Source organism: Streptomyces cyaneus (assembly GCF_004028635.1).
Lineage (GTDB): Bacteria > Actinomycetota > Actinomycetes > Streptomycetales > Streptomycetaceae > Streptomyces > Streptomyces cyaneus.
Window position 1 is genome coordinate 1,507,872 of sequence record NZ_ML138678.1, and the last position, 21,325, is coordinate 1,529,196.

The following is a 21,325-nucleotide window of genomic DNA, read 5'->3' on the forward strand; positions in this document are numbered from 1 at the left end:
CGCCAGGTGGTCCACCGGGGGTGACCGGGAGCGGCTCCTGATCGCACCCTTGGTGGGTACACCTGCATGCCGATCGAGCCTGTCAACGGTGCGTGACAGGCTCGGTTCGGCTTGATGTCAGCAGTGTTACGTCACACCTCTGCGTAGCTGAGCTGCGGCTTTGCCTCCGAGGTCGCTGTGGCGTGCGTCTCCGAGGCGGCCGGGCGGCGAAGGTATACGGCCCAGGTGACCAGGAAGCAGACGCCGTAGAAGGCGAGGAAGGCGACGAAGGCGCCGGTGCCGGAGCCCACCGTGAGGAAGGACTGGCGGAAGGCGAGGTTGATGCCGAGGCCGCCGAGCGCACCCACCGCGCCGATGAGGCCCATGGAGGCACCGGAGAGCCGGCGGCCATAGGCGGCGGCGTCCTCACCGGTGAGCCCCTTGGCGAGGGCCTTGTTGTGGAAGATGCCGGGGATCATCTTGAACGTCGAGCCGTTGCCGAGCCCGCTCAGCACGAACAGGGCGATGAACGCGGTGGTGAACAGCGGCAGCGACTTCTGCATCGAGGCCACGATGATGACCGCGGTCGCGGCGGCCATGGCGACGTAGTTCCACAGCGTGATCTTCGCACCGCCGTACCGGTCGGCGAGCCAGCCGCCCACGGGGCGGATCAGGGAGCCGAGCAGCGGGCCGATGAAGGTGACGTAGGCGGACTGGAGCGGCGTCCGGCCGAACTGGGTCTGCAGGACGAGACCGAAGGCGAAGCTGTATCCGATGAAGGAGCCGAAGGTGCCGATGTAGAGGAAGGACATGATCCAGGTGTGGGCCTCCTTCACAGCGTCCTTGGCGGCACCGGTGTCGTTCTTCACCGAGGAGATGCTGTCCATCTTGAGCCACGCGAGGACGGCGGCGATCACGATGAACGGGATGTAGATCCCGAGCAGCAGGCGCGGGCCGGCGCTGGCACCGATGACCGCGAGACCGACGAGCTGCACCACGGGCACACCGATGTTGCCGCCGCCGGCGTTCAGACCGAGCGCCCACCCCTTCTTACGCAGGGGGAAGAAGGCGTTGATGTTGGTCATGCTGGAAGCGAAGTTTCCGCCACCGACACCGGCCAGCATCGCGCAGAGCAGGAAGGTGGTGAAGGAGGTTCCCGGCTCCATCACGGCGAATGCGGCGACGGTCGGCAGGAGCAGCATGCTCGCCGAGATCACCGTCCACATCCGGCCGCCGAAGATGGCGACGGCGAAGGTGTAGGGCACGCGGACGATGGCACCGACCAGCGTGGCCATCGAGACGATCGTGAACTTGTCGGCAGGGGTGAGCCCGTACTCCGGCCCCATGAAGAGGACCATCACGGACCACAGGGTCCAGATCGAGAAGCCGATGTGCTCGGAGAGGACCGAGAAGAAGAGGTTGCGCTTGGCGACCTTCTCTCCGGTCTCGTCCCAGAACGTCTCGTCCTCGGGGTCCCAGTGATCGATCCAGCGGCCTCCCCTGCTCGAGGCGGGGGCTGTGCTAGGGGCTGTCATGACGCCTCCACGGTACTTCGGGGCTCGGTCGCACTTCGAGTGGCTGGTCCCGAAGGTAGGGAGGGCTCGTTTCCGCGCTGTGGCACCGGGTGACCGGAAGGGAACTTTGCTCTCACCCGGCGGGAAGGGCGGATGAGAGGTTGTGGCAGTCGTCCCTATATAAGGGCGAGATATAGGGACGAGATACAGGGGCCGCGGGCGTCAGCGCTGCGGGGGCTGCCAGTGCGGGTTCTGCTGGGGATACGGCTGCTGGGGGTGAGGCTGAGGCTGGCCGTACGGCTGCTGGGGCTGCGGCTGGCCGTACGGCTGCTGGGGCTGGCCGTAGGGCGGCTGGGGCTGCGGCTGCTGCGGCGTGGCGTACGGGCCCGGGGTCTGGGTCTGGGGAGCGCCGTAAGGGCCTGGGGCCGGCTGATTGCCGTACGGGCCCGGGGCGGCGGGCTGGGGAGGGTACGCGCCCGGGGCCGGGGCGGCGGGCTGCCCCGGGTAGGGGCCAGGGGCCTGCTGGCCGTAGGGCCCGGCGGCGAAGGGGTTCCCTTGGCCAGCCATCTGCCCTGGCATCTGTCCCGCGTACTGCCCCGTCATCTGCGCACCCGGCGGCAGATACCGCACCCGACCGCCCTCGTCGGTGATCGGCGTGAACCCGGCGGCCTGGAGCCGGGCCGCGAACTTGGCGTTGCGCTTGCGGTTGACGGCGAAGCCGATGCCGACGATGGCCATGAAGAACGCCCAGGTGAGGAATGCTGCCAGCCAGGCGCCGGCATCCGCGCCCAGCCGCACTCCGAGGATCCCGGCGCCGATGGTGAGGCCGATGGCCGCGTACCCCATCCGCTTCTCGGCGTTCTTGCCGGTGAGGTCGAAGTTGATACGGGCCTTGAGAAGCTCGAAGGCGTCCGGCACGAGGGGCGGTACGGACACCCCGTCGCCGGCGTTCGGATACTGCGCCCAGTTCTGCCCGGCGCGAGCGCGGGCCTGGGGGCTGGGGTCGGGCGCGATCATCATCACGAGCGCGTTGTTCCGCCCGGCGCTCTGCCGTACGTCCACGTACTCGTACCCGAACTGCTGGGCGATGAAGGCCAGCGTGGCGAGCTTCTTCACGGAGGCCATGGGGCTGGTGAGCTCGACGGGCCCTCCGCCCGCCATCAACTGCAGCATCTTCTGCACTTGCCGCTTGCTCATCAGCACCTGCTCCCCACCGACCACCCGGACCAACCGGCCCCTCGGGTCACCCCGTTCACTTGCGCAACCCGGTCAGTGTTCCATGGGGGTCTGACAGGACGGAACCTCGGTCGGCGGGGTTCACAGGTTCTTACCGGATCTTGGCTGCCTCCAGGGGCCGGAGCCGATCGCCGAGGGCAAACGGAAGGGGATCAGGCCTCCGGATGATGACGGAGCGGCGTGCCAGGGGCTCTGCTGCGGCGAAGTCGCGGCGGGAATGGGCGAGTCCACCTTCATCCATCGCCGCCGAGGAAACAGCGTCCCTGAGATCGATGTCGGCCAGAACCCGCGTGCCCTACCTGGCGTGAGAGCGCTTCTTCCCAGCCCCGTCCGGCCACAACCGCGGCCCCCGCTTCGCCGCAAGGTCCTCGACCCAGCCCACCGCCACGATCATCAACCCGATCAACGGCCACACCAGGAAGAACATCCAGATCATGTACGTCGAGTCGAGCGCTGCCGTCGCTCGCTCGCTCTCCATGAACGGAAGCTCGTACAGCCGGTCGAGGATCGGGACCGTGGCCATGATCAGGAGGTTGTGCCAGAGGTAGATCGTGACCGCTCGGTTGTTGGAGAGGGTGACCAGCTTGTCCCACTTCGATAGCTTGCCCGGCAGTTCCTGCCACGACGGGGAGTACTGGAGCAGGATGACCACGAAGCCGAAGGACCAGGTGGCCTGGGCCAGCGGGATGTCGTTCAGGTCCCAGCCGTCGGGGCCCAGATGGCCCGAGGCCCACCACAGGCCGAAGGCCATCAGCAGGACCGAGCAGGAGACGGCCACATAGCGCGGGATCTTCGCCAGGAAGCCCTCGTGGTGGGCGAAGCCCAGGACCCAGCAGCTGCCGTAGACGGCGAAGTCCGTGACCGCGTTGCCCGTTTCGCCGGGGATGGAGACCAGTCCCGTGCCCACGATCGCCGTCAGTCCCAGCGGGGCGAGCAGCGTCGGCCAGGGGGCCCTGCGGAAGGCCCACAGGAGGAGGGGTGAGGCCACCACGAACCACAGGTACGCCCGCAGGTACCACAGCGGCCCCGCCGCCTGCACCGCCCACGTGTCCTCCAGCAGCCCCGACTTGGAGCCGATGTGCCACGGGAACGGCGGTGCGCCGATCGGGATGACGTAGTTGATCAGGTCGACCAGGACCCAGGAACCGCCGTGGTCCGGGTCCTTCGTCGGGTTCCAGCCGCCCGCGAACATCAGCGCCAGCACCACCGCGCTGAACGCCCAGAGAGGGGGCAGCAAGCGGCGGATACGGCCCCTGATCACACCCCACGCCGGGCGGTTCAGCGAGCGAGCCATCAGCGAGCCGGCCAGCGCGAACATCACGCCCATGGACGGGAACAGCACCGTCAGCCACGCCCAGCCGAAGAGGTGGTAGACGACCACGCGGACCAGGGCTATCGAGCGGAGCAGGTCCAGGTAGCGGTCCCGGCCCGGCTTGGCCTGCTTCTTGGGCGCGGGTGCGGCGGCCGTGGGGGGCACCGGGGCCGACTCCGGCACCGGCACCGGCTCGGTCGTGCGCTGCTGCGGGACGGCGTACGGCGCCGTCGTCCATGCCGACTCCGAGGGGCCGGCCTCCGTGCCCGGAGCTCCGCCCGTCCCCGTCGGCTGATATCCCTGCGTCATCCCACCGGCCTCCGATCACCGTCACGCGTACCTGCCGCCCGCTGCCGCGGCACCGGTCCCCCGGGTGCCTCGACGACGCCCGTGCGGCGCAGCTTCTGCCAGCGCAGGCGGCCGCCGGTGAGGGCCGTGATCCAGGACTGGAGCAGGACGACGTACATGAGCTGGCGGTAGAGGATCTGCTGGAGGGGGAGGGAGATCAGGTGGGTCATGCGTTCCTTGTCCAGGCGGAAGGCGTACGCCGCGCAGACCAGCTGGATGGCCAGGACGCCGAGCCACGCGCCGATCGTCTTCTGTGTCGGGCCGAAGATCAGGCCGTAGAGGAGGAACACGTCGATCAGCGGGGCCAGCAGGGGGGCGAGCACCATGAAGAGGGACACCAGCGGCAGGCCGACCCTGCCGAAGCGGCCCGACGGGCCCCGTTCCACGAGCGCCTTGCGGTGCTTCCAGATCGCCTGCATCGTGCCGTACGACCAGCGGTAGCGCTGCGACCACAGCTGCTGGACGGTCTCCGGGGCCTCGGTCCAGGCCCGGGCCTTCTCGGCGTACACCACGCGCCAGCCGTCGCGGTGCATCGCCATCGTGATGTCGGTGTCCTCGGCGAGCGTGTCGTCGCTCATGCCGCCGACCCGTTCGAGAGCGGACCTCCGGAAAGCCCCGACCGCGCCCGGGATCGTCGGCATGCAGCGCAGGATGTCGTACATACGGCGGTCGAGGTTGAAGCCCATCACGTACTCGATGTGCTGCCAGGCGCCGATCAGGGAATCCCGGTTGCCCACCTTCGCGTTGCCGGCCACCGCGCCCACGCGCGGGTCACCGAACGGCTGGACCAGCTCGCGGACCGTGGACGGTTCGAAGACCGTGTCGCCGTCCATCATCACGATCAGGTCGTAACGGGCGTTCGCCAGGCCGCGGTTGAGCGCCGCGGGCTTGCCGGCGTTGAGCTGGCGGACGACGCGGACGTTGGGCAGGCGCATCGCCTCGACGATCCGTGCCGTGCCGTCGCTCGAACCGTCGTCGACGACGATCACCTCGATGGGGTGCTCGCTCGCCATCAGGGAACGGACGGTGTTCTCGATGCACTTGGCCTCGTTGTACGCCGGGACCAGCACCGACACCGGTTCGGTGACCGGCGGGCCCCAGCGGAAGCCGCGGCGGCGCACCCGGCGGGCGTGGATGCCCGACAGCAGCAGCATCAGCACGAAGCGGCTGATGACCAGGAAGCCGATCACCGCCAGGCCGACCACCAGGACGCCGGTGATGTTGTCCGAGGCCTGGACCAGGAAGACCCAGGCCTTGCCCTTCCACTGGTCGAGGCCGGTGACCTGGGTGTGGGCGCTGGGCGCGTCGAGGGCCTCGGTGAGGTTGTCGAACTCGTAGCCCTCGGCCTTCATGTCCGGCAGGAACCTGTCCAGCGCCTCGACCGTCTGGTGCCGGTCGCCGCCGGAGTCGTGCATCAGGACGATCGCGCCCTTGCCGCCCTTGGGGGTGGCACGGCGGATGATCTCGTCGACGCCCGGCTTCTGCCAGTCCTCGCTGTCGGTGTTGTTGACGACGGTGATGTAACCGCGCCTGCCGATGTACTCCGTCACGGGCCAGGACTTGTTGTCCATGGCGTCGGCGAAGGAGGAGTACGGCGGGCGGAAGAGGGACGTACGGATACCGGCCGCGCCGCTGATCGCCAGCTGGTTCTGGGACAGCTCCCAGTCGATGCGCTTCTTGCTCTGGAAGGAGAGGTCGGGGTGGTTGAAGGTGTGCAGGCCGACCTCGTGGCCCTCCTCGACCATGCGCCGGACCAGGTCAGGGTGGCGCGAGGTCATGGTGCCGGTGACGAAGAAGACGGCGTGCGCGTGGTGCTTCTTGAGCACGTCCAGGACCTTGGGGGTCCAGGTCGGGTCCGGGCCGTCGTCGAAGGTGAGGACCAGGCGGTGGTCCTGGAGGGTCAGGGACTCGGTGCGACCGCTGCGGGTGTCGATGACCGGGCCGCCCTCGAGGATCTGCTCCGGGACCTTGTCGGAGGCGGCGGCGGGCTGGACGCGGTGGTCGGCCAGGATCTCGTTGTGGACGTACCCCCGCAGCATCAGCATCGCCATCAGCGCGACGAGAACGAGTGAGGGAAGCAGCAGGCGCATGGGCACGCGGCGGCGCCGGGAGCCGTCGGGGGCTCCCTTCGCGGGCCCGTGACGGCGGGTGCGGGATGCCATCAGAGGGTGTACTCCGGGGACGGGGCGAGTGCGGAGGCGGAGACGCTCGTGTCCGGCTCCTGTGCGATGGGCGTGGGGTCGCTGGGGCCGTTCGCGACAGTGCCGCTCGCGGGTTCGTCGGTGGTCGGGGTGTCGGTCGGCTCCTCGGTGGGGCCGCCGCCGTCCGTCGGGGTCGGGTCGGGGCCGGGGATGGTGGGCTCGGTGGTCGGTCCGGGGTCGGGGGTGGGATTGGTGCCCGGGTTCGTGGTGGCCTTGGTGGCGGTCGGCTTCGGCTCGGCGGACACGCCGGGCTCCTCGGCGCCGGCCGACGTGCCGGGCGCGGTGGCGTCGGCGTCGGGGGACACGCTCGTGTCGGCGGTGGCCGTCGGGGAGGTGCCCGGGGAGACGCTGCCGGTGCCGGAGGGCTGCGGTGCCGACTCCGCGGGCAGCGGCGGGGTGTCGACCTGGCCGGCCGGCTGCTCCTTGGGGCGCTCCACGGGCAGCCAGGGCGCGTCGGAGTTGCCGGACAGCAGCGTGGCGACGATGACCACGGCGTAGATCGCGCAGGCGAGGCCCACGGCCATGCCGATACGGCGGAAACGGCGGCTGCGGCGGCCCGACTCGTCGACGAACACGGGCCCGTCGGAGCCCTCGCCGCCGCCCGGGGCGTCCTTGGCCGCGCGCAGCATGCCGTCGAGCTGCAGGCCTATGCCGTCGAGCTGGACGGTGACCTCGTGCGGATCGTGGGTGGCGCCGGGCCGCGCGGGCTCCTCCGGCTCGCTCCACGGGTCACGGACCGCCGGCGCGGTGCGCGTCTCACCCGGTGCCGGGTACGCGTCGTGGACCGCGGGAGCGGTGCGCGTCTCGCCGGGCGTCGGGTACGCCTCGCCTCTCGGGGCCGACGGTCGGTCGAAGGCCGACCAGCCGTCCGACCGCCCGGCGGTGGGGCGTACGTCCGCCGTCCTCCCGACCGCGGGAAGCACCGTGGTCTCGTCGGCGTCGGATGCGTCAGCCCTCGGCCCGCCGCGCAGGATCTCCGTCTTGTCGGCGTCCGAAGAGGCACGCCCGCCACCGTGGAGTATCTCCGTCTCCCTTGCTTCGGATCGGGAGCGATGGCCCTGACCGGGCACCTCGGTCTCCCCGGTCGCCGGGAAGGCCTGGGTGTGACCCCTGGAACCTGCCGGGGAGGAACCGCCCCCGGACCCCGATGACACGTCGGGCCACTCCGGTTGGGCGTCTTCTCGCCACTTCTTCACGCGCACGCACATCCCCCCACGGGACCGTTCTGGGTGCGCGCACGACACTGAGCACCCGTCGCCTGCCGAGCCCCCACCCGGCCGAGCGCCCCCCTTTATCACACTGTGCTCAGGCCATGAATGTAGCGCACGCGGAGGTTTCGTGGTTGCCGCGTGTCAATTGTGAACGCTCCCAGTGGCCAAATCGATGGCCGGAATCCATCCCTGGGCCGGCTTCACCAGCCAGCCTTCCTCGGCTGTGAGCTGGGCCGCAGCGCGTCGAAGGGCGTCCAATGCAGGGTGCACCAGGCCCTTTCGCCACACCAGTGACACGGGTGACAGGGGCACGGGATCGATCAAGGGCCGCAGCACGGCCCCGGGCATGGCCGGAAAGTCGATGACGGCGAGAACGGGGGTCCTCATCTTGGCCATGATCCGCTGGAACTCCTCGTCACCGACGGCGAGCGGGGCGGGCGGAGCCACCTCGATCCCCCTCCCGTCGAACAGCCGGTGCGCGAGGTCGGTCCACTCCGGCGTACGGGGGTTTCCGGCCCCGGCGTAGACGGTCCCGCCCTCGAGCGCGGCGAGCGGCACCGCCTGAAGTGCCGCCAGCGGATGGGTCTCGGGCAGCAGGATCGCCATCGGCTCGTAGCGCACCGGCTGGTGGTCGAGGCCCGCCCGCAGCGCCGGGTCCAGCCCCGCGAACCGGCCGAAGGACGCGTCCAGCCGCCCCGCGACCATCTCGCCGGCCGCGCCCGTCAGGCCGCTCTCGTAGCGGGCCATCAGCTCGTACTCGGGGGCGAGCTCACGGGCCCGGTGCAGGACGCGGCGCGGGGTGCCCAGGCCCGCGGAGTTGAGGTCCACCAGCAGGGGGCGGGCCTGGCCGAAGGCGGCCAGCAGGTCCTCCTGGGCCTGGAGGGCGCGACGCGCGTACGGCACCAGCCGCTCACCGTCGGCCGTCAGCGTGACCTGCCGTGTCGTCCGCACGAACAGCTCGGCACCCAACTCCCGCTCCAGCCGCCGTACATCCCGGCTGAGCGCCTGCTGGGCGACGTACAGGCGGGCCGCGGCACGCGTGAAGTGCAGCTCCTCGGCCACGGTGAGGAAGGCGCTCAGGAGGCGGGGGTCGAGGTGAGCGGGAGTGGGCATGCGGCGAACTTACAACGCAGGTGCGTGAATCCGCGCGGAGCAGGTGTTGGACCTCTTGATCCACTTCGGGTGACGGTGGATCCATGCCGCAACCGCCTTACGGACAAGCCCCAGAAGCGACGAGAACCTCGATGTCTCCCCTGCTCACCGTCACCGGCGACACCCTCGTCGCCGTCGACTTCGGACCGCGGACGAGGAGCGAGGGGCGCCGCCCGCCCGGCCCGTACCGCCGGCTCTTCGCCCACCGCGGCGCCCGCGCCTTCACCATCGGGAACCTGATCGCCCGCCTGCCCATGGGCATGTTCAGCGTGAGCGCGGTCGTGATGATCGCCGGCTCCCGAGGTTCGTACGCCCTCGCCGGCGCCGTCACCGCGACCGGCCTCGCGGCGACCGCGCTGGTCGCCCCCTGGACCGCGCGGCTCGTCGACCGGTACGGCCAGGCCCGGGTCGCCGTACCCGCCACGCTTTTCGCGGCGCTGGGCAGCCTCGCGCTGTTGCTGTGCGTGCGCTACGACGCCCCGACCTGGACCCTCTTCGCCGCCTACGCCGCCACCGCGTCCACCCCCAACACCGGCGGCATGTCCCGCGCCCGCTGGGCCCATCTGCTGAAGGGAGACGCCGAGTCCCTGCACACCGCGAACTCCTTCGAACAGGCCGCCGACGAGCTGTGCTTCATGCTGGGCCCGGTCCTCGCGGCCTTCCTGTGTGGGACGTTCTTCCCGGAGGCGGGGACGCTGGTCGGGGTGGTGCTCCTGGTGACGGGCGTGCTGGCCTTCGCGGCCCAGCGCTCGACGGAGCCGCCGCCGCGGGGATGTACGGCCGACGCCAACGACACGAACGTGAAGTCGCCGCTCCGCGCCCCCGGCATGCCCTCGCTGCTGACCGTCTGCCTCGCCATGGGCGCGGTGTTCGGCTCGACGGAGGTCGTCACCCTCGCCTTCGCGGACGCGCAGGGCCACCGCACGGCAGCGGGCGCGGTACTCGCGCTCCAGGCGGCGGGGTCCTGTGCGGCGGGCCTGTGGTTCGGCCGCCTCAGGCTCTCCGGTCCCCCCGAGTACCGCTACCCCTGGTGCATAGCCGCGATGACCACGCTGCTGACCCTGCCCCTGCTCGCCGCATCCCTCACCGGCTCGCTCCTCCTGCTGTCCGCCGCCCTGCTGATCGCCGGCATGGCCACGGCCCCGACCATGATCACCAACATGTCCCTGGTCCAGCAACGCACCCCGGACGGCCGCCTCAACGAGGGCATGACCCTGGCGGTGACGGCCCTGCTCGGAGGGATCGCCTGCGGCAGCGCGGTCGGGGGGTGGATGGTGGAGCACCTCTCCCCGACGGCGGGGTACGGAGTGCCCGTCACGGCTGCTGCCGCCGCACTGGTCATCGCGCTCGCAGCAATGCCCTGAAGGGGCGCGGGGAACTGCGCGACCAGCCACAACGGCGCCGCAGACAAACACCAACCCATCGCGGCACCCCCCACCCGCTCAGCCCCGCGCAGCGACCCGCGCCGTCGCCGGCCCCTTCGCCATCAGCGTGATCCCCGCCCCGAGCGGCACCTCCCCCACCTCCGCGTCCTCGAACTCGAACTCCCGCAGCAGCACCGCCAGCCCGAGCACCGACTCCAGCATCGACAGGTGCTGCCCGATGCAGGCACGCGGCCCGCCACCGAACGGGAACCAGGCATAGCGCGGGCGCCCCGCCTCCGCCTCCGGCGTGAAGCGGGAGGGGTCGAAGCGCTCCGGGTCCGGCCAGTAGTCGGGGTGTCGCTGGGTGACCCAGGGGCTGACCAGGATGTCGGCGCCGGCCGGTATCCGTACGCCGTCCACCTCCGCGTCGGCGACCGAGCGGCGGCCGATGACGGGTGCGGAGGGATACAGCCGCATGGCCTCCTTCAGCACCATCGTCAGATACGGCAGCGCTTCCATGTCCTCGGCGGTGGGCGCCCGCCCCGCGGGACCGCCGAGCACCCGGTCCACCTCCTCCCGCACCCGCCGCTGCTCCTCCGGGTGCCGGGCGAGCAGGTGCAGGCCGAAGGCGAGTGCGGTGGCGGTCGTCTCGTGGCCGGCCAGCAGGAAGATCAGCACCTGCTCGCGGAGCTCGTCGGCATCCAGGCTGCCGTCCTCGGCGTTCTCGGCATGCACGAGGAGGGTGACCAGATCGTTCCGATCCTCCCGGCCCCGACGGCTGTCGATGATCCCGTCGCACAGGGCGCGCAGCTCCGCCTGGAGGCGTCCGGCGCGGCGGTTGGCGGGGGTGGGCCAGGTGCGCGGCGCCTTGAGCGGGGAGAAGCCCCGCTTGAGGGAGTACTCCTGGAGCGGGGGCAGGGTGCGCTCGACCACCTCGAACGCCTGCTTCACATCGGTCCCGAACAGGATGCGGCCGACGACATGCAGTGCGAACCGGCGCATCTCACCGACCAGTTCGACGGTCCCGCTCGGCGCCGAGCGCCACGCGTCCGCCAAGGCCGCCGCCTCATCGGCGACCTGATGGGCATAGCCATTCACCCGGCGCCGGGTGAACAGCGGCTGCACCAGCCGCCGCTGCCGCAGGTAGGCGTCGTCCTGGCTGGTCAGCAGCCCGTTGCCGACCGACTGTCGCAGTTCCTCGTAGAAGACGTTGTCCTTGCGGAAGTTGGTGGCCTGCGTGGCGAGCACCTGCTGTGCGCCCTCGGCCGAGAACACCGCGTAGATGTCCGACCGCAGCCCCGGCGGCCCGGCCCGGAAACGCACCACGTCGCCGTGGTCGCGGCGCGCCCGCAGGTAGGCGGCGAGGGGATCGTTCAGCAGGTCACTCATCGAGCCGAGTAACGGACTCCCCGTCACGATCGGCGCCCGAGCGGCCGTCGTCGTCATCGTCATGGCTCCCCCATTCCCGCCCAAGCCATTGACGCACCCTCAGCCCACACATACCTTCGACTGTCGAAGCGCTTCGACAACAATCGTCGAAACGATTCGACGAACGGAGCCGGGGAATCACCGTAGACGCAGTCGAGTAAGGACCCCCCACATGAAGTTCACCGACGGCTACTGGCTCCTGCGCGAAGGAGTCACCGCGGACCATCCCGCCGAAGTCCTCGACGTCACCGAGTCGGACGGCGCCCTGGAGATCCACGCGCCGACCCGGCCCATCCGCACCCGCGGCGACCTGATGACGGGACCGGTCATGACGATCAACGCCCACACTCCGATGCCCGACGTCATCGGCCTCACCCTCACCCACTTCAGCGGCGAGCAGCCCCGCGGCCCCGAGTTCGAGATCGCCGAGTCGGAGGAGGCCGCCCCGCAGATCTCGTACGACGACGAGCACGCGACCCTCACCTCCGGCTCCCTGTCGGTCCGCGTCGCCCGCACCGGCTCCTGGCAGGTCGAGTTCCTGGCCGGCGGCCGCACGCTCACCTCCAGCGGCGCCAAGAGCATGGGCATCATGCGGGACGCGACCGGGGCGCACTACCTGCGCGAACAGCTGCGCCTCGGCGTCGGCACGTCCGTCTACGGCCTCGGCGAGCGGTTCGGCCCGCTGGTCAAGAACGGGCAGGTCGTCGACATCTGGCAGGCCGACGGCGGCACGTGCAGCGAGCAGGCGTACAAGAACGTCCCGTTCTTCCTCACGGACGCGGGCTACGGCGTCTTCGTCGACCATCCGGGCAAGGTCTCCTTCGAGGTGGCCTCGGAGGTCGTGTCCCGGGTGCAGTTCAGCGCGGAGACGCAGGAGTTGACGTACTACGTCATCTACGGCCCGACCCCGAAGGACATCCTCCGCAAATACACGGCGCTGACCGGCCGCCCCGCCCTCCCGCCGCCGTGGTCCTTCGGTCTGTGGCTGTCCACATCCTTCACGACGTCGTACGACGAGGAGACGGTGACGTCGTTCGTGGACGGCATGCGCGAGCGCGAACTGCCGCTGTCCGTCTTCCACTTCGACTGCTTCTGGATGCGCGAGTTCAACTGGTGCGACTTCCAGTGGGACCCGCGGGTCTTCCCGGACCCGGAGGGGATGCTGGCCCGGCTGAAGGCGAAGGACCTGCGGGTCTGCGTCTGGATCAACCCGTACATCGCCCAGCGCTCGCCCCTGTTCGCGGAGGGCAAGGCGCTGGGGCACCTGCTGCGGCGGCCGGACGGCAGCGTCTGGCAGTGGGACCTGTGGCAGCCGGGCATGGCGCTGGTCGACTTCACGTCCCCCGCCGCCCGCGACTGGTACGCCGCCAAGCTGGAGGCGCTGCTCGCACAGGGCGTCGACTGCTTCAAGACCGACTTCGGCGAGCGGGTGCCGGTCGACGTGGCGTGGTCCGACGGCTCCGACCCGGAGCGGATGCACAACTACTACACGTACCTCTACAACCGCACCGTCTTCGATGTGCTGCGCAAGCACCGGGGCGAGGAGGAGGCGGTGGTCTTCGCGCGCTCGGCGACGGCGGGCAGCCAGCAGTTCCCCGTGCACTGGGGCGGCGACTGCGAAGCGACGTACGAGTCGATGGCGGAGTCGCTACGCGGAGGTCTCTCGCTCGGCCTGTCCGGCTTCGGGTACTGGAGCCACGACATCGGCGGCTTCGAGGGCACCCCGTCGCCCGCGCTGTTCAAGCGGTGGCTGGCCTTCGGCCTGTTGTCCTCGCACAGCCGCCTGCACGGATCGTCCTCGTACCGCGTCCCGTGGCTCTTCGACGAGGAGTCCGTGGACGTGGCCCGGCACTTCATCAACCTGAAGCTGCGGCTCATGCCCTACCTGTACGAGGCCGCCCGCACCGCCCACACCGAGGGCGTGCCGATGATGCGGGCGATGGTGCTGGAGTTCCCGGACGATCCCGGGTGCGCGCATCTGGAACGGCAGTACATGCTCGGGTCGGACCTGCTCGTGGCCCCCGTCTTCAGTGACGAGGGCGACGTCTCGTACTACGTCCCCGAGGGCACCTGGACCCACCTCCTCGGCGGGCGGACGGTGACCGGCCCACGCTGGGTGCGCGAGCAGCACGGCTTCCAGAGCGTGCCGCTGCTGGTGCGGCCGGGCGCGGTGATCCCGGTGGGCGCGGTGGACGACCGGCCCGACTACGACCATGCCGACGGGGTGACTCTGCGGGCGTTCGGGTTGGAGCGGGGCGCGCAGGTGACGGTGCGGGTCGGGGAGGTGGTCTTCACGGTCGTACGGGAAGGGGACACGCTCCGGGCCTCGTGCAGCGATCCGGCGGCGCCCTGGGGGCTGGCGGCGGGTGAGCGCGAGGTGCGGGCCAAGGCGGGGACCGGGTTTCTCTCCCTGGAGCTGGGCTGATGGCGAAGATCACGGACGTGGCGCGGCACGCCGGGGTCTCCCCCAGCACCGTGTCGTACGCGCTGAGCGGCAAGCGCCCGATCTCCGACGAGACCCGGCGCCGCGTCGAGGAGGCCATCCGCGAACTCGGCTACCACCCGCACGCCGGCGCCCGCGCCCTGGCCAGCAGCAGGTCGAACGTGCTGGCGCTGATGGTGCCGCTGCGGGCCGGGATCAATGTGCCGGTGGTGATGCAGTTCGCGGTGTCGGTGGTGACCGCGGCTCGTCGGTACGGCCATGACGTGCTGCTGCTGACCCAGGAGGAGGGCGAGGAGGGGCTGCGGCGGGTCGTGGACACGGCGTTGGTGGACGGGCTGATCGTGATGGATGTGCAGCTCGACGATCCGAGGCTGCCGCTGCTACGGAGGCTCGACCGGCCGTCGGTGATGATCGGCTTCCCGGCCTCCTCCGAGGGGCTGACCTGCATCGACCTCGACTTCATGGCGGCGGGTGAGGCGTGCGTGGAGCATCTGGCGCGGCTCGGGCACCGGGTGGTGGCGCTGGTGGGGTCGCCGCCGGAGGTGTATGTGCGGGGGACGGCGTTCGCCCAGCGGGTGGTGCGGGGGTTCACGGCCGCGGCCGATCGGGGGCGGCTCGCCTCCGCCGTACATCCGTGCGAGGCGTCGCCCGCGGCGGCACGTGCGGTCGCCGAGCAACTGCTGCGGGAGCAGCCCGCGCTGACGGGGGTCGTCGTCCACAACGAGGCGGTTCTGGAGCCGCTGATCGATGCCTTCGAGGGGCTGGGGCTACGGGTGCCGACGGACCTGTCGGTCACCGCGATCTGTCCGGACGAGCTCGCGGAATCGCTGCGGGTGCCGGTGACGTCGATCGCGCTGCCTGCCGCGGAGGTGGGGGCGCGGGCGGTGGAGCTGCTGATGAAGAAGCTGGACGGGAAGGCCGTGTCGGAGGCGACGCTGCTGGCGCCGAGGATGACGGAGAGGGGGAGTACGGGGCGGCGGGCGGTGGCGTGAACGGTCGCTGATCGTGCTGCCGGGCGGGGGGCTCGTGTGCTGTACTTGGAGGCGGACAGGGCGCCGGCTGGGCGGGTAATCCAGTACTCGGCCGGAGGCCCAAGCTCACCAGGAGCGTGTCGTATGTCCCCAGGATCCGTGGGGACATCCGGCTACCTGGTAAGCCGCCAAAGAAGGTGGGCTCCGCTCGGAGTTGCTGCTCCGAGCAGGGCCCCGGCTCACCAGGAGCCTGTCGGATGTCCCCAGACCGTGTGGGGATATCCGGCTACCTGGTAAGCCACCAAAGAAGGTGGGCCCCACTCGGAGTTCGTGCTCCGAGCAGGGCCCCGGCTCACCAGGAGCCTGTCGGATGTCCCCAAGCCGTGTGGGGACATCCGGCTACCTGGTAAGCCACCAAAGAAGGTGGGCCCCACTCGGAGTTCGTGCTCCGAGCAGGGCCCCGGCTCACCAGGAGCCTGTCGGATGTCCCCAATCCGTGTGGGGATATCCGGCTACCTGGTAAGCCACCAGAGCAGCCACCTCCTCGCGTGCTTTGCCGCACGCTCCGGCAAGAGCCGGATCAGCCGCATGACGAGAGTCGGTTTCTGCTCCTCGTGACAGCCCATGCGGGGGCGTCCTCCCTTCGACGTGAGGCGGTCAGTCACGGTCCCGGGACCGCTCTCGTCGGGCCGGGCCCCGACGAGGTGGGGCCCGGAGTGAAGGGAGGACGCACCCAACTGGCGCGTCACGACGTCATACTATCGGTCACAGCGCACTTGCCGTGCGTAATCAGCAGATGTCCGGCTTGCGCCAACTGCACTCGACATCGGTGTTCGTCCCGCCCCCGCGAATCGACGTCGAAACGGCCGAACCGGCCGCCTCCGCGGTCGACTTGGCCAACGTCACCACGATCGCGTCCTCCAACGGCTTCACGGACGAGGCCAGATAGTTGTTGAGGACGATGCCGTAGACGAGTTCGCGTCCCCCGGCATCCGTGACGTACCCGGACAGGCCCGACGCCCCCGTCAACGACCCGGTCTTCGCACGGGCGTTGAGCGCGGCAGCCGTACCGCACATCCGCGTCCGCAGCGTGCCCCCGACGAACCTGTCCGGGGCGCAGGCGACGGGCAGCGAGCGGTACCAGTCGGCGTACCAGGGCTCGGCGCGCACGGCGAGGAGGAGCTCGACGAGCTGCCCGGCCGGGAAGTTGTTCATCCGCGAGAGACCGGAGCCGTCGACCTGCCGCACCTTGCCGGAGTCGACGCCGACGCCCTTGAGGTAGCCGCTGATCGCCGACAGCCCGGCGCCCCAACTCCCCTGCTGCGAGGCCTTGTAGCCCATGGCCTTGGTGAGGATCTCGGCGTGCATGTTGTTGGAGAGCTTCATGAACGGCACGAGCAGGTCCTTCAGGGGCATGGAGTCGTGCGATGCCAACTCCCGTGCGGTCGCGGGGGTCTGGCGGCCCAGGCGGGTCGGCCCGGTGACCTTGACGCCGTGCTTCGCGAGCGCGTCCCGGAAGACGGCGGCGGCGTATCCGGTGGGCTCCCAGACGGTGGCCCACTCCTTCGCGCCGGCGCCGCCGACGGGTGTCGTACCGCTGACGACGACGGTGTTCGTGCCGTGCTCCCGCTCCACGGTGAGGTCGTTCGCCCCACCGGCGGCGACGGTGGTGGCCCGCACGTCGAGGTCGACGTAGTCGGTGTCGGGCGTGACGGTGACGACCGGTTCGTCACCGGCCTCCTCCCCCGGCGCGACCGTGACGATCACGGTCCCGGTGTCGTAGTCGGTGTCCGGGGCCACACTGAGGGCGCTGATCTGGGCCGAGTAGTACGAGGACTCGTCGTCGGCGGCCCAGGAACGGCCGAGACGCTGGTCGTCGAACCGGGTGTCGTCGGCGACGAGCCGCCCCGCGACGCGGGTGACACCGGAGGCGGCGACATCGGCGGCGAGCCGGTCGTAGTCCTGGGCGAGCAGGGTCGGATCGCCGGTGCCGCGCAGGTAGAGGTCGCCGTACAGCACGGAGCCCTGCCGTCGGCCGGTCGACAGCACGTCCGTCGTGAACCGGTACTCGGGGCCGAGGATCTCCATCGCGGCGGCCGACGTGGGGAGCTTGGTGTTGGAGGCGGGCATCAGGCGGGTGGAGGGCAGGTGCTGGTAGAGGAGCTCGCCGGTGGCGGCGTCGGCGACCACGACGCTCGCCACGCCGCCCTCCATCCGCGCATCGCCCAGGACGGTGTCGATGGCCTCCGGCAGGCCACTTCGGTCGGCATCCGCACCGGCCTGCGCGCCGGGGCCGAGGACGGCGGCGACGAGCGCCGCTGCGACGGGCCAAATCCATAATCTTCTACGGGAGTTGAGTCGTCTTCCGGAATCGCTCACGGGTCTGCTCATGCTTCAGGAGCATCCCGGACAACCGCCCTCGGCGACAGAGCACGTCGACAGAGACGTCGACGTCGGCTCAGCCCAGCCCCCAGGCCCGCCCCATCCGGTACGCGGCACACAGGTTCACGTCGAGGACATACGCCCCGGCGCTCCCGCACTGCTCACTCCCGCTCCCCGGATCGACGGGCTGCCCGTGCCCCATCCCGGTGACGCTGTACGTCTCGACGACGGCACGTCCGCCCGCGTCCCGGAAGACCTGATGCGGATACCCGGCGACGGTGTCACTCACGTCGGCCGTCTGATCGGCCCCCTGCACATCGGTCCACTGCCGCATCAGGTCGGTCATGTTGACGGGCTTCACGGTGTAGTCGGCCGTGCCCTGGAAGGCGATCAGCGTGGGCCAGGGGCCGGTGTACCCCGGCCGGGCGGCCCGCACCCGGTCGCCCCACTGCCGCGGGGTCTGCGTGGCACCGACGTACATGCACACGTACGGCGACCCGGCGGCCTGCGCGCACCCGTACGGCAGCCCGGCGACGATCCCGCCCGCCGCGAACCGCTCCGGATACGCCGCCATCATCACGGTGCTCATCCCGCCCCCGGCGGACAGCCCGGTGACATACACACGCGAGGCGTCGGCGGCGGTGTCCGCGAGCTGCCGGTCCACCATCTGCGCGACGGACGCGGCCTCGCCCTGCCCCCGCGCGATGTCGCCGCTCTGGAACCAGTTGAAGCAGGACGAGGCGTTGTTGGCGGACTGCTGCTGCGGCAGCACGACGGAGAAGCCCCAGCGGTCGGCGAGCTGGAGCCATCCGCTGCCGGTGCCGTAGCCGGTGGCGTTCTGGGTACAGCCGTGCAGCGCGACGACCACGGGCCGACCGTCGGGCAGCCCGTCGGGGACGTACCGGAACATGCGCAGCGCACCGGGGTTCGACCCGAACCCGGTGACCTCCTGGAGAGAGGCGGCCTCGGCCCGGCCCGGTGTGAGGACGGCGGCGATCAGGGCGACGAGAAGGGTCACGAGGACGGGGATACGACGGCTTGCGGCTCTGGTCTGTGTCATGCAGAGGGACCGTAGAAGCGTGAACGAGCCGTCGATATGGGGTCGGACAACATAACGGACGCGTCCGTCATGGGGGCTTATCGAGTGGGCTGCCTCAGAGCAGCAGCAGGCTGGTGACGAAGCAGACCCAGAACACGAACTGGGCGCCGCAAGGGTCCTCGCCGGGGTCCTTGATCGCGTCGTCCACCACGTGCGGGAGCCAGACCACTGCGGCCACTGGAGGTGCGGTGAGGGCAAGGAGCGCGATCACGGGCCCTGGGGGTCGGGGGCGGTGGCGGTGGCGGCGGGGTCCCGGTACGTCTCGTCCTTCTTCCACGGCCCGACGCCGAGCCTCCCCGTCGTCCCGAGGTCCAGCTCCGGCACGACCATCACGGGGTCGGCCCCGGGCCTCGCCCGCACGCGGACATACGGCGCGTTCACCGGGTCGCCGACACCCGCCTCGGTGGTGTTCCGCCACGCCAGCCCCGCCTCCGCGGCCTCGCCCGGCCGTAGGACGACGGGCTGCGGGGTGCCGCCGCCACCGGTGGCGGTGCTGATCCGATCGGTTCCGCGCAGGACACGCACGCCATCGACGGAGTCGTGGTCCTCGTCGAGGAGTTCGAGCTCCGGGTACCCGTTGAGCCGATAACTGCTGGTGCCGCAGTTGACGAGATGCAGGCCGACGACGCGCAGCCCCATGGCAGCGTCCCCGTCATCGGCGTAGAGGCGCACTCCGGACTCGGGGCACGGCCCGGAGGCGGACGACGCCTCGGCGGCGGGGACACTGCGCACCTGGACCACATCCACGCCCGACACCTCGGGCGCGTGCCCGACCGTCTCCGCCATGACGACGCTGCCCTTGACGGTCCGCCCCGGCCCGACCGCCTCGACGATCCGTTCCCCGTTGTCGACCACACCTCCCGACGCCGAGGTGAATCCGAGGGTCACCGTGTAAGTGGCGGTCTCCGTCTCCCGGTTGGTGACCTCGAACTCCGCGCTGTAGTCCACCCCCGAGCAGCCGCTCTCCGGCCCCCAGGCGTACAGCGCGGTGATCTTCACGCCGCCCTCGGCCGCCCCGTCACCGGAGGGCAGGGGCAGGGGAGTCGGCGTACCGGAGGGGCTGACGGACGATTCGGTCGGCGATTGCGCGGACGCCGGGCCGCCGTACTGCGAGAAGTCCGAGGGACACAGCTTCTCGGCCCGGACCCGGCCGTCGTCATCGCCCGGCGAGGCGCCCTGTGAACCGCACGCGGCGAGCAGCAGGACACCGCCGAGCACGGCGGGAACGGCACGGGAGGCGGGAGGCATGCGCCCACCTCACCAAGATCCGGTCGCACGGGCTGTGGTGGAACCCACACCTCCGGTCACAGCGGTGTCACAGATCACTCTGGATGAACCCGTCGACCAGCGAGACATGGAACTCGCCGTAGCCGAACCGCTCCCCGAGCACCTGGTAGCGGGCGTACCGCTCCTCGCTGAGCGGCATCCACAGCGCGAGCAGGACCCGCAGGAACAGCCGGAAGCCGAGGTCGGGATCGACCTGGGCGACGACCTGCTCCAGCACCTGCGCCGCGGCGGCACCCGGTATGCCCTGCCAGTGGGGCTGGATGGTCCTGGACGCGAACTCGGCTTCCAGGTCGCGCAGTTCGCGCAGCACCTCGTCCGTGAGGTCCGCCCGCACCGGTCCCGGGGCGGGGCGGTAGGCGGGCGCGGTCTCCCGCAGCCGCTCCCGGCAGACCTCGGCGATCTGCTCCAGCCACTGCCGTACGTCGATGCCGAGACGGTCGGGCCGCAAGCCGCAGTCGGACGCGGCCAGCCACAACGTGGTGAGCGTGTCGTCGGACAGGGGCGAGGCGAGCAGCCGCGTCACGTCCTCCAGCAGAACGGCGGCCGCACTGCCCGGCGACTGCCGGACGTCATCGGCGCCAACCGCATCGCGCAGGCGCTCATCCGCCGTGCCGTCGTACCAGTGCGCGAACCGCCCGGTGAGCTCCGAGAGCCCGAAGTCCCAGTCGGCATCGCGCCGGGCCGGGTCGACGGGCGGCCAGTCGACCTCAAGGTCGTCGTGGACGACCGCGAAGCAGTACTCGAAGGGCTCGCTGAGCTCGATGAACCGGTCGTAACGCGCCTTGTCGACCCGCACGGAGTGCGCCTTCAGGATCCGCAGCAGCAGGCGGAAGCCGAGATCCGCGCCGGCCTCGGCAACGGCCCGCCGCAGGACCGCAACGATGTCCGGCAGTGGCACCGCCCGCGCCAGGTCCGCCTCGACCGCCCCGATCTCGGCGAGTACGGCGTCCCGCATCTCCTCCTCCACCAGCACGGGCCGGCGGGGTTCGACGAACATGGTGCTCCGGTACTTCACAAAGGTCTTCGGGCGTTTCGGCGGTCGCGCCGGATACGCCTCCGACCAGCCACGCAGCCAGTCCCGCACGGTCGCGCCCCGGACGACCGGGTCGAACCGCTCCCGGTCGGCGGCCAGCCACAGCGTGCGGATCATGTCATCCGGCAAGGACGACTCCAGCAGGCTCCGGGCATCCTCCCCGACCTGCTCGTCTCCCTCCATCCCGCCCTTGGGTAAGGGCAGGGGCAGGGCGGCCTCGGATCTCCCGGCGAGGCCGCTGAGCCCGAAGTCCTCGTCGTACATCACGTAGTACGGCTCGTCCGGCTGCGTAGTCATCCCCGTCTTCGCTCCCCCGTCATTGCTCCCCCGTCTTTTGCAATACCGGCATGACAAAGGCCCCGCTG

The 21,325-nt window shown here is 70.7% G+C and carries 15 protein-coding genes; 3 read left to right on the forward strand and 12 right to left on the reverse strand.

Going from position 1 to position 21,325, the window contains the following annotated elements:
- Positions 1-131 precede the first annotated feature (131 nt).
- The 6 genes from EHO50_RS06755 to EHO50_RS06780 form a co-directional block, all read right to left on the reverse strand.
- Positions 132-1,514 carry a nitrate/nitrite transporter gene (locus EHO50_RS06755; protein ID WP_128428833.1) on the reverse strand — a complete coding sequence of 461 codons (1,383 nt, stop codon included), beginning with the start codon at positions 1,512-1,514 and terminating at the stop codon, positions 132-134.
- A gap of 201 nt (positions 1,515-1,715) precedes the next feature.
- Entirely contained in the window at positions 1,716-2,690 is a 975-nt protein-coding gene (locus EHO50_RS06760) for a hypothetical protein (RefSeq protein WP_128428834.1), read from the reverse strand.
- 334 nt (positions 2,691-3,024) lie between these two features.
- Entirely contained in the window at positions 3,025-4,350 is a 1,326-nt protein-coding gene (locus EHO50_RS06765) for an acyltransferase family protein (protein WP_128428835.1), read from the reverse strand.
- Positions 4,347-6,551, reverse strand: coding sequence for a bifunctional polysaccharide deacetylase/glycosyltransferase family 2 protein (locus EHO50_RS06770; protein WP_128428836.1), 2,205 nt, complete (start codon positions 6,549-6,551; stop codon positions 4,347-4,349). The genes EHO50_RS06765 and EHO50_RS06770 overlap by 4 nt, the downstream gene beginning before the upstream one ends.
- Positions 6,551-7,660, reverse strand: a complete 1,110-nt coding sequence (locus EHO50_RS06775) for a hypothetical protein (protein ID WP_128428837.1) — start codon at positions 7,658-7,660, stop codon at positions 6,551-6,553. The genes EHO50_RS06770 and EHO50_RS06775 overlap by 1 nt, the downstream gene beginning before the upstream one ends.
- 282 nt (positions 7,661-7,942) lie before the next feature.
- Positions 7,943-8,914 (reverse strand): LysR family transcriptional regulator, encoded by a 972-nt coding sequence (locus tag EHO50_RS06780; protein WP_128428838.1) that lies wholly within the window; start codon positions 8,912-8,914, stop codon positions 7,943-7,945.
- Positions 8,915-8,997: 83 nt separating this feature from the next.
- Between EHO50_RS06780 and EHO50_RS06785 the strand changes: the two genes are divergently transcribed.
- Positions 8,998-10,317: an MFS transporter gene (locus EHO50_RS06785; protein WP_128428839.1), complete on the forward strand. Its 1,320-nt coding sequence runs from the start codon at positions 8,998-9,000 to the stop codon at positions 10,315-10,317.
- 78 nt (positions 10,318-10,395) lie between these two features.
- Here the strand turns inward: EHO50_RS06785 and EHO50_RS06790 are convergent, their stop codons facing one another.
- Positions 10,396-11,769: a cytochrome P450 gene (locus EHO50_RS06790; RefSeq protein WP_128428840.1), complete on the reverse strand. Its 1,374-nt coding sequence runs from the start codon at positions 11,767-11,769 to the stop codon at positions 10,396-10,398.
- 148 nt (positions 11,770-11,917) lie between these two features.
- Here EHO50_RS06790 and yicI point away from each other — a divergent pair, with 148 nt between their 5' ends.
- Positions 11,918-14,170: an alpha-xylosidase gene (yicI, locus tag EHO50_RS06795; RefSeq protein ID WP_128428841.1), complete on the forward strand. Its 2,253-nt coding sequence runs from the start codon at positions 11,918-11,920 to the stop codon at positions 14,168-14,170.
- Positions 14,170-15,180 (forward strand): LacI family DNA-binding transcriptional regulator, encoded by a 1,011-nt coding sequence (locus EHO50_RS06800; RefSeq protein WP_128428842.1) that lies wholly within the window; start codon positions 14,170-14,172, stop codon positions 15,178-15,180. Before yicI ends, EHO50_RS06800 begins: the two co-directional genes overlap by 1 nt.
- Before the next feature lie 768 nt (positions 15,181-15,948).
- On the opposite strand, the gene dacB is transcribed toward EHO50_RS06800, so the two are convergent.
- The 5 genes from dacB to EHO50_RS06820 form a co-directional block, all read right to left on the reverse strand.
- The gene (dacB, locus tag EHO50_RS06805) at positions 15,949-17,550 is read right to left on the reverse strand and encodes a D-alanyl-D-alanine carboxypeptidase/D-alanyl-D-alanine endopeptidase (RefSeq protein WP_128428843.1); all 1,602 of its coding nucleotides are present in this window, start codon (positions 17,548-17,550) and stop codon (positions 15,949-15,951) included.
- 67 nt (positions 17,551-17,617) lie between these two features.
- Positions 17,618-18,601, reverse strand: coding sequence for an extracellular catalytic domain type 1 short-chain-length polyhydroxyalkanoate depolymerase (locus EHO50_RS06810; RefSeq protein ID WP_128428844.1), 984 nt, complete (start codon positions 18,599-18,601; stop codon positions 17,618-17,620).
- 94 nt (positions 18,602-18,695) lie between these two features.
- Positions 18,696-18,851, reverse strand: a complete 156-nt coding sequence (locus tag EHO50_RS43915) for a hypothetical protein (protein ID WP_164904768.1) — start codon at positions 18,849-18,851, stop codon at positions 18,696-18,698.
- Positions 18,848-19,888 (reverse strand): DUF4232 domain-containing protein, encoded by a 1,041-nt coding sequence (locus EHO50_RS06815; RefSeq protein WP_128428845.1) that lies wholly within the window; start codon positions 19,886-19,888, stop codon positions 18,848-18,850. Before EHO50_RS06815 ends, EHO50_RS43915 begins: the two co-directional genes overlap by 4 nt.
- Before the next feature lie 67 nt (positions 19,889-19,955).
- Entirely contained in the window at positions 19,956-21,257 is a 1,302-nt protein-coding gene (locus tag EHO50_RS06820; protein ID WP_128428846.1) for a contact-dependent growth inhibition system immunity protein, read from the reverse strand.
- Positions 21,258-21,325 lie beyond the last annotated feature (68 nt).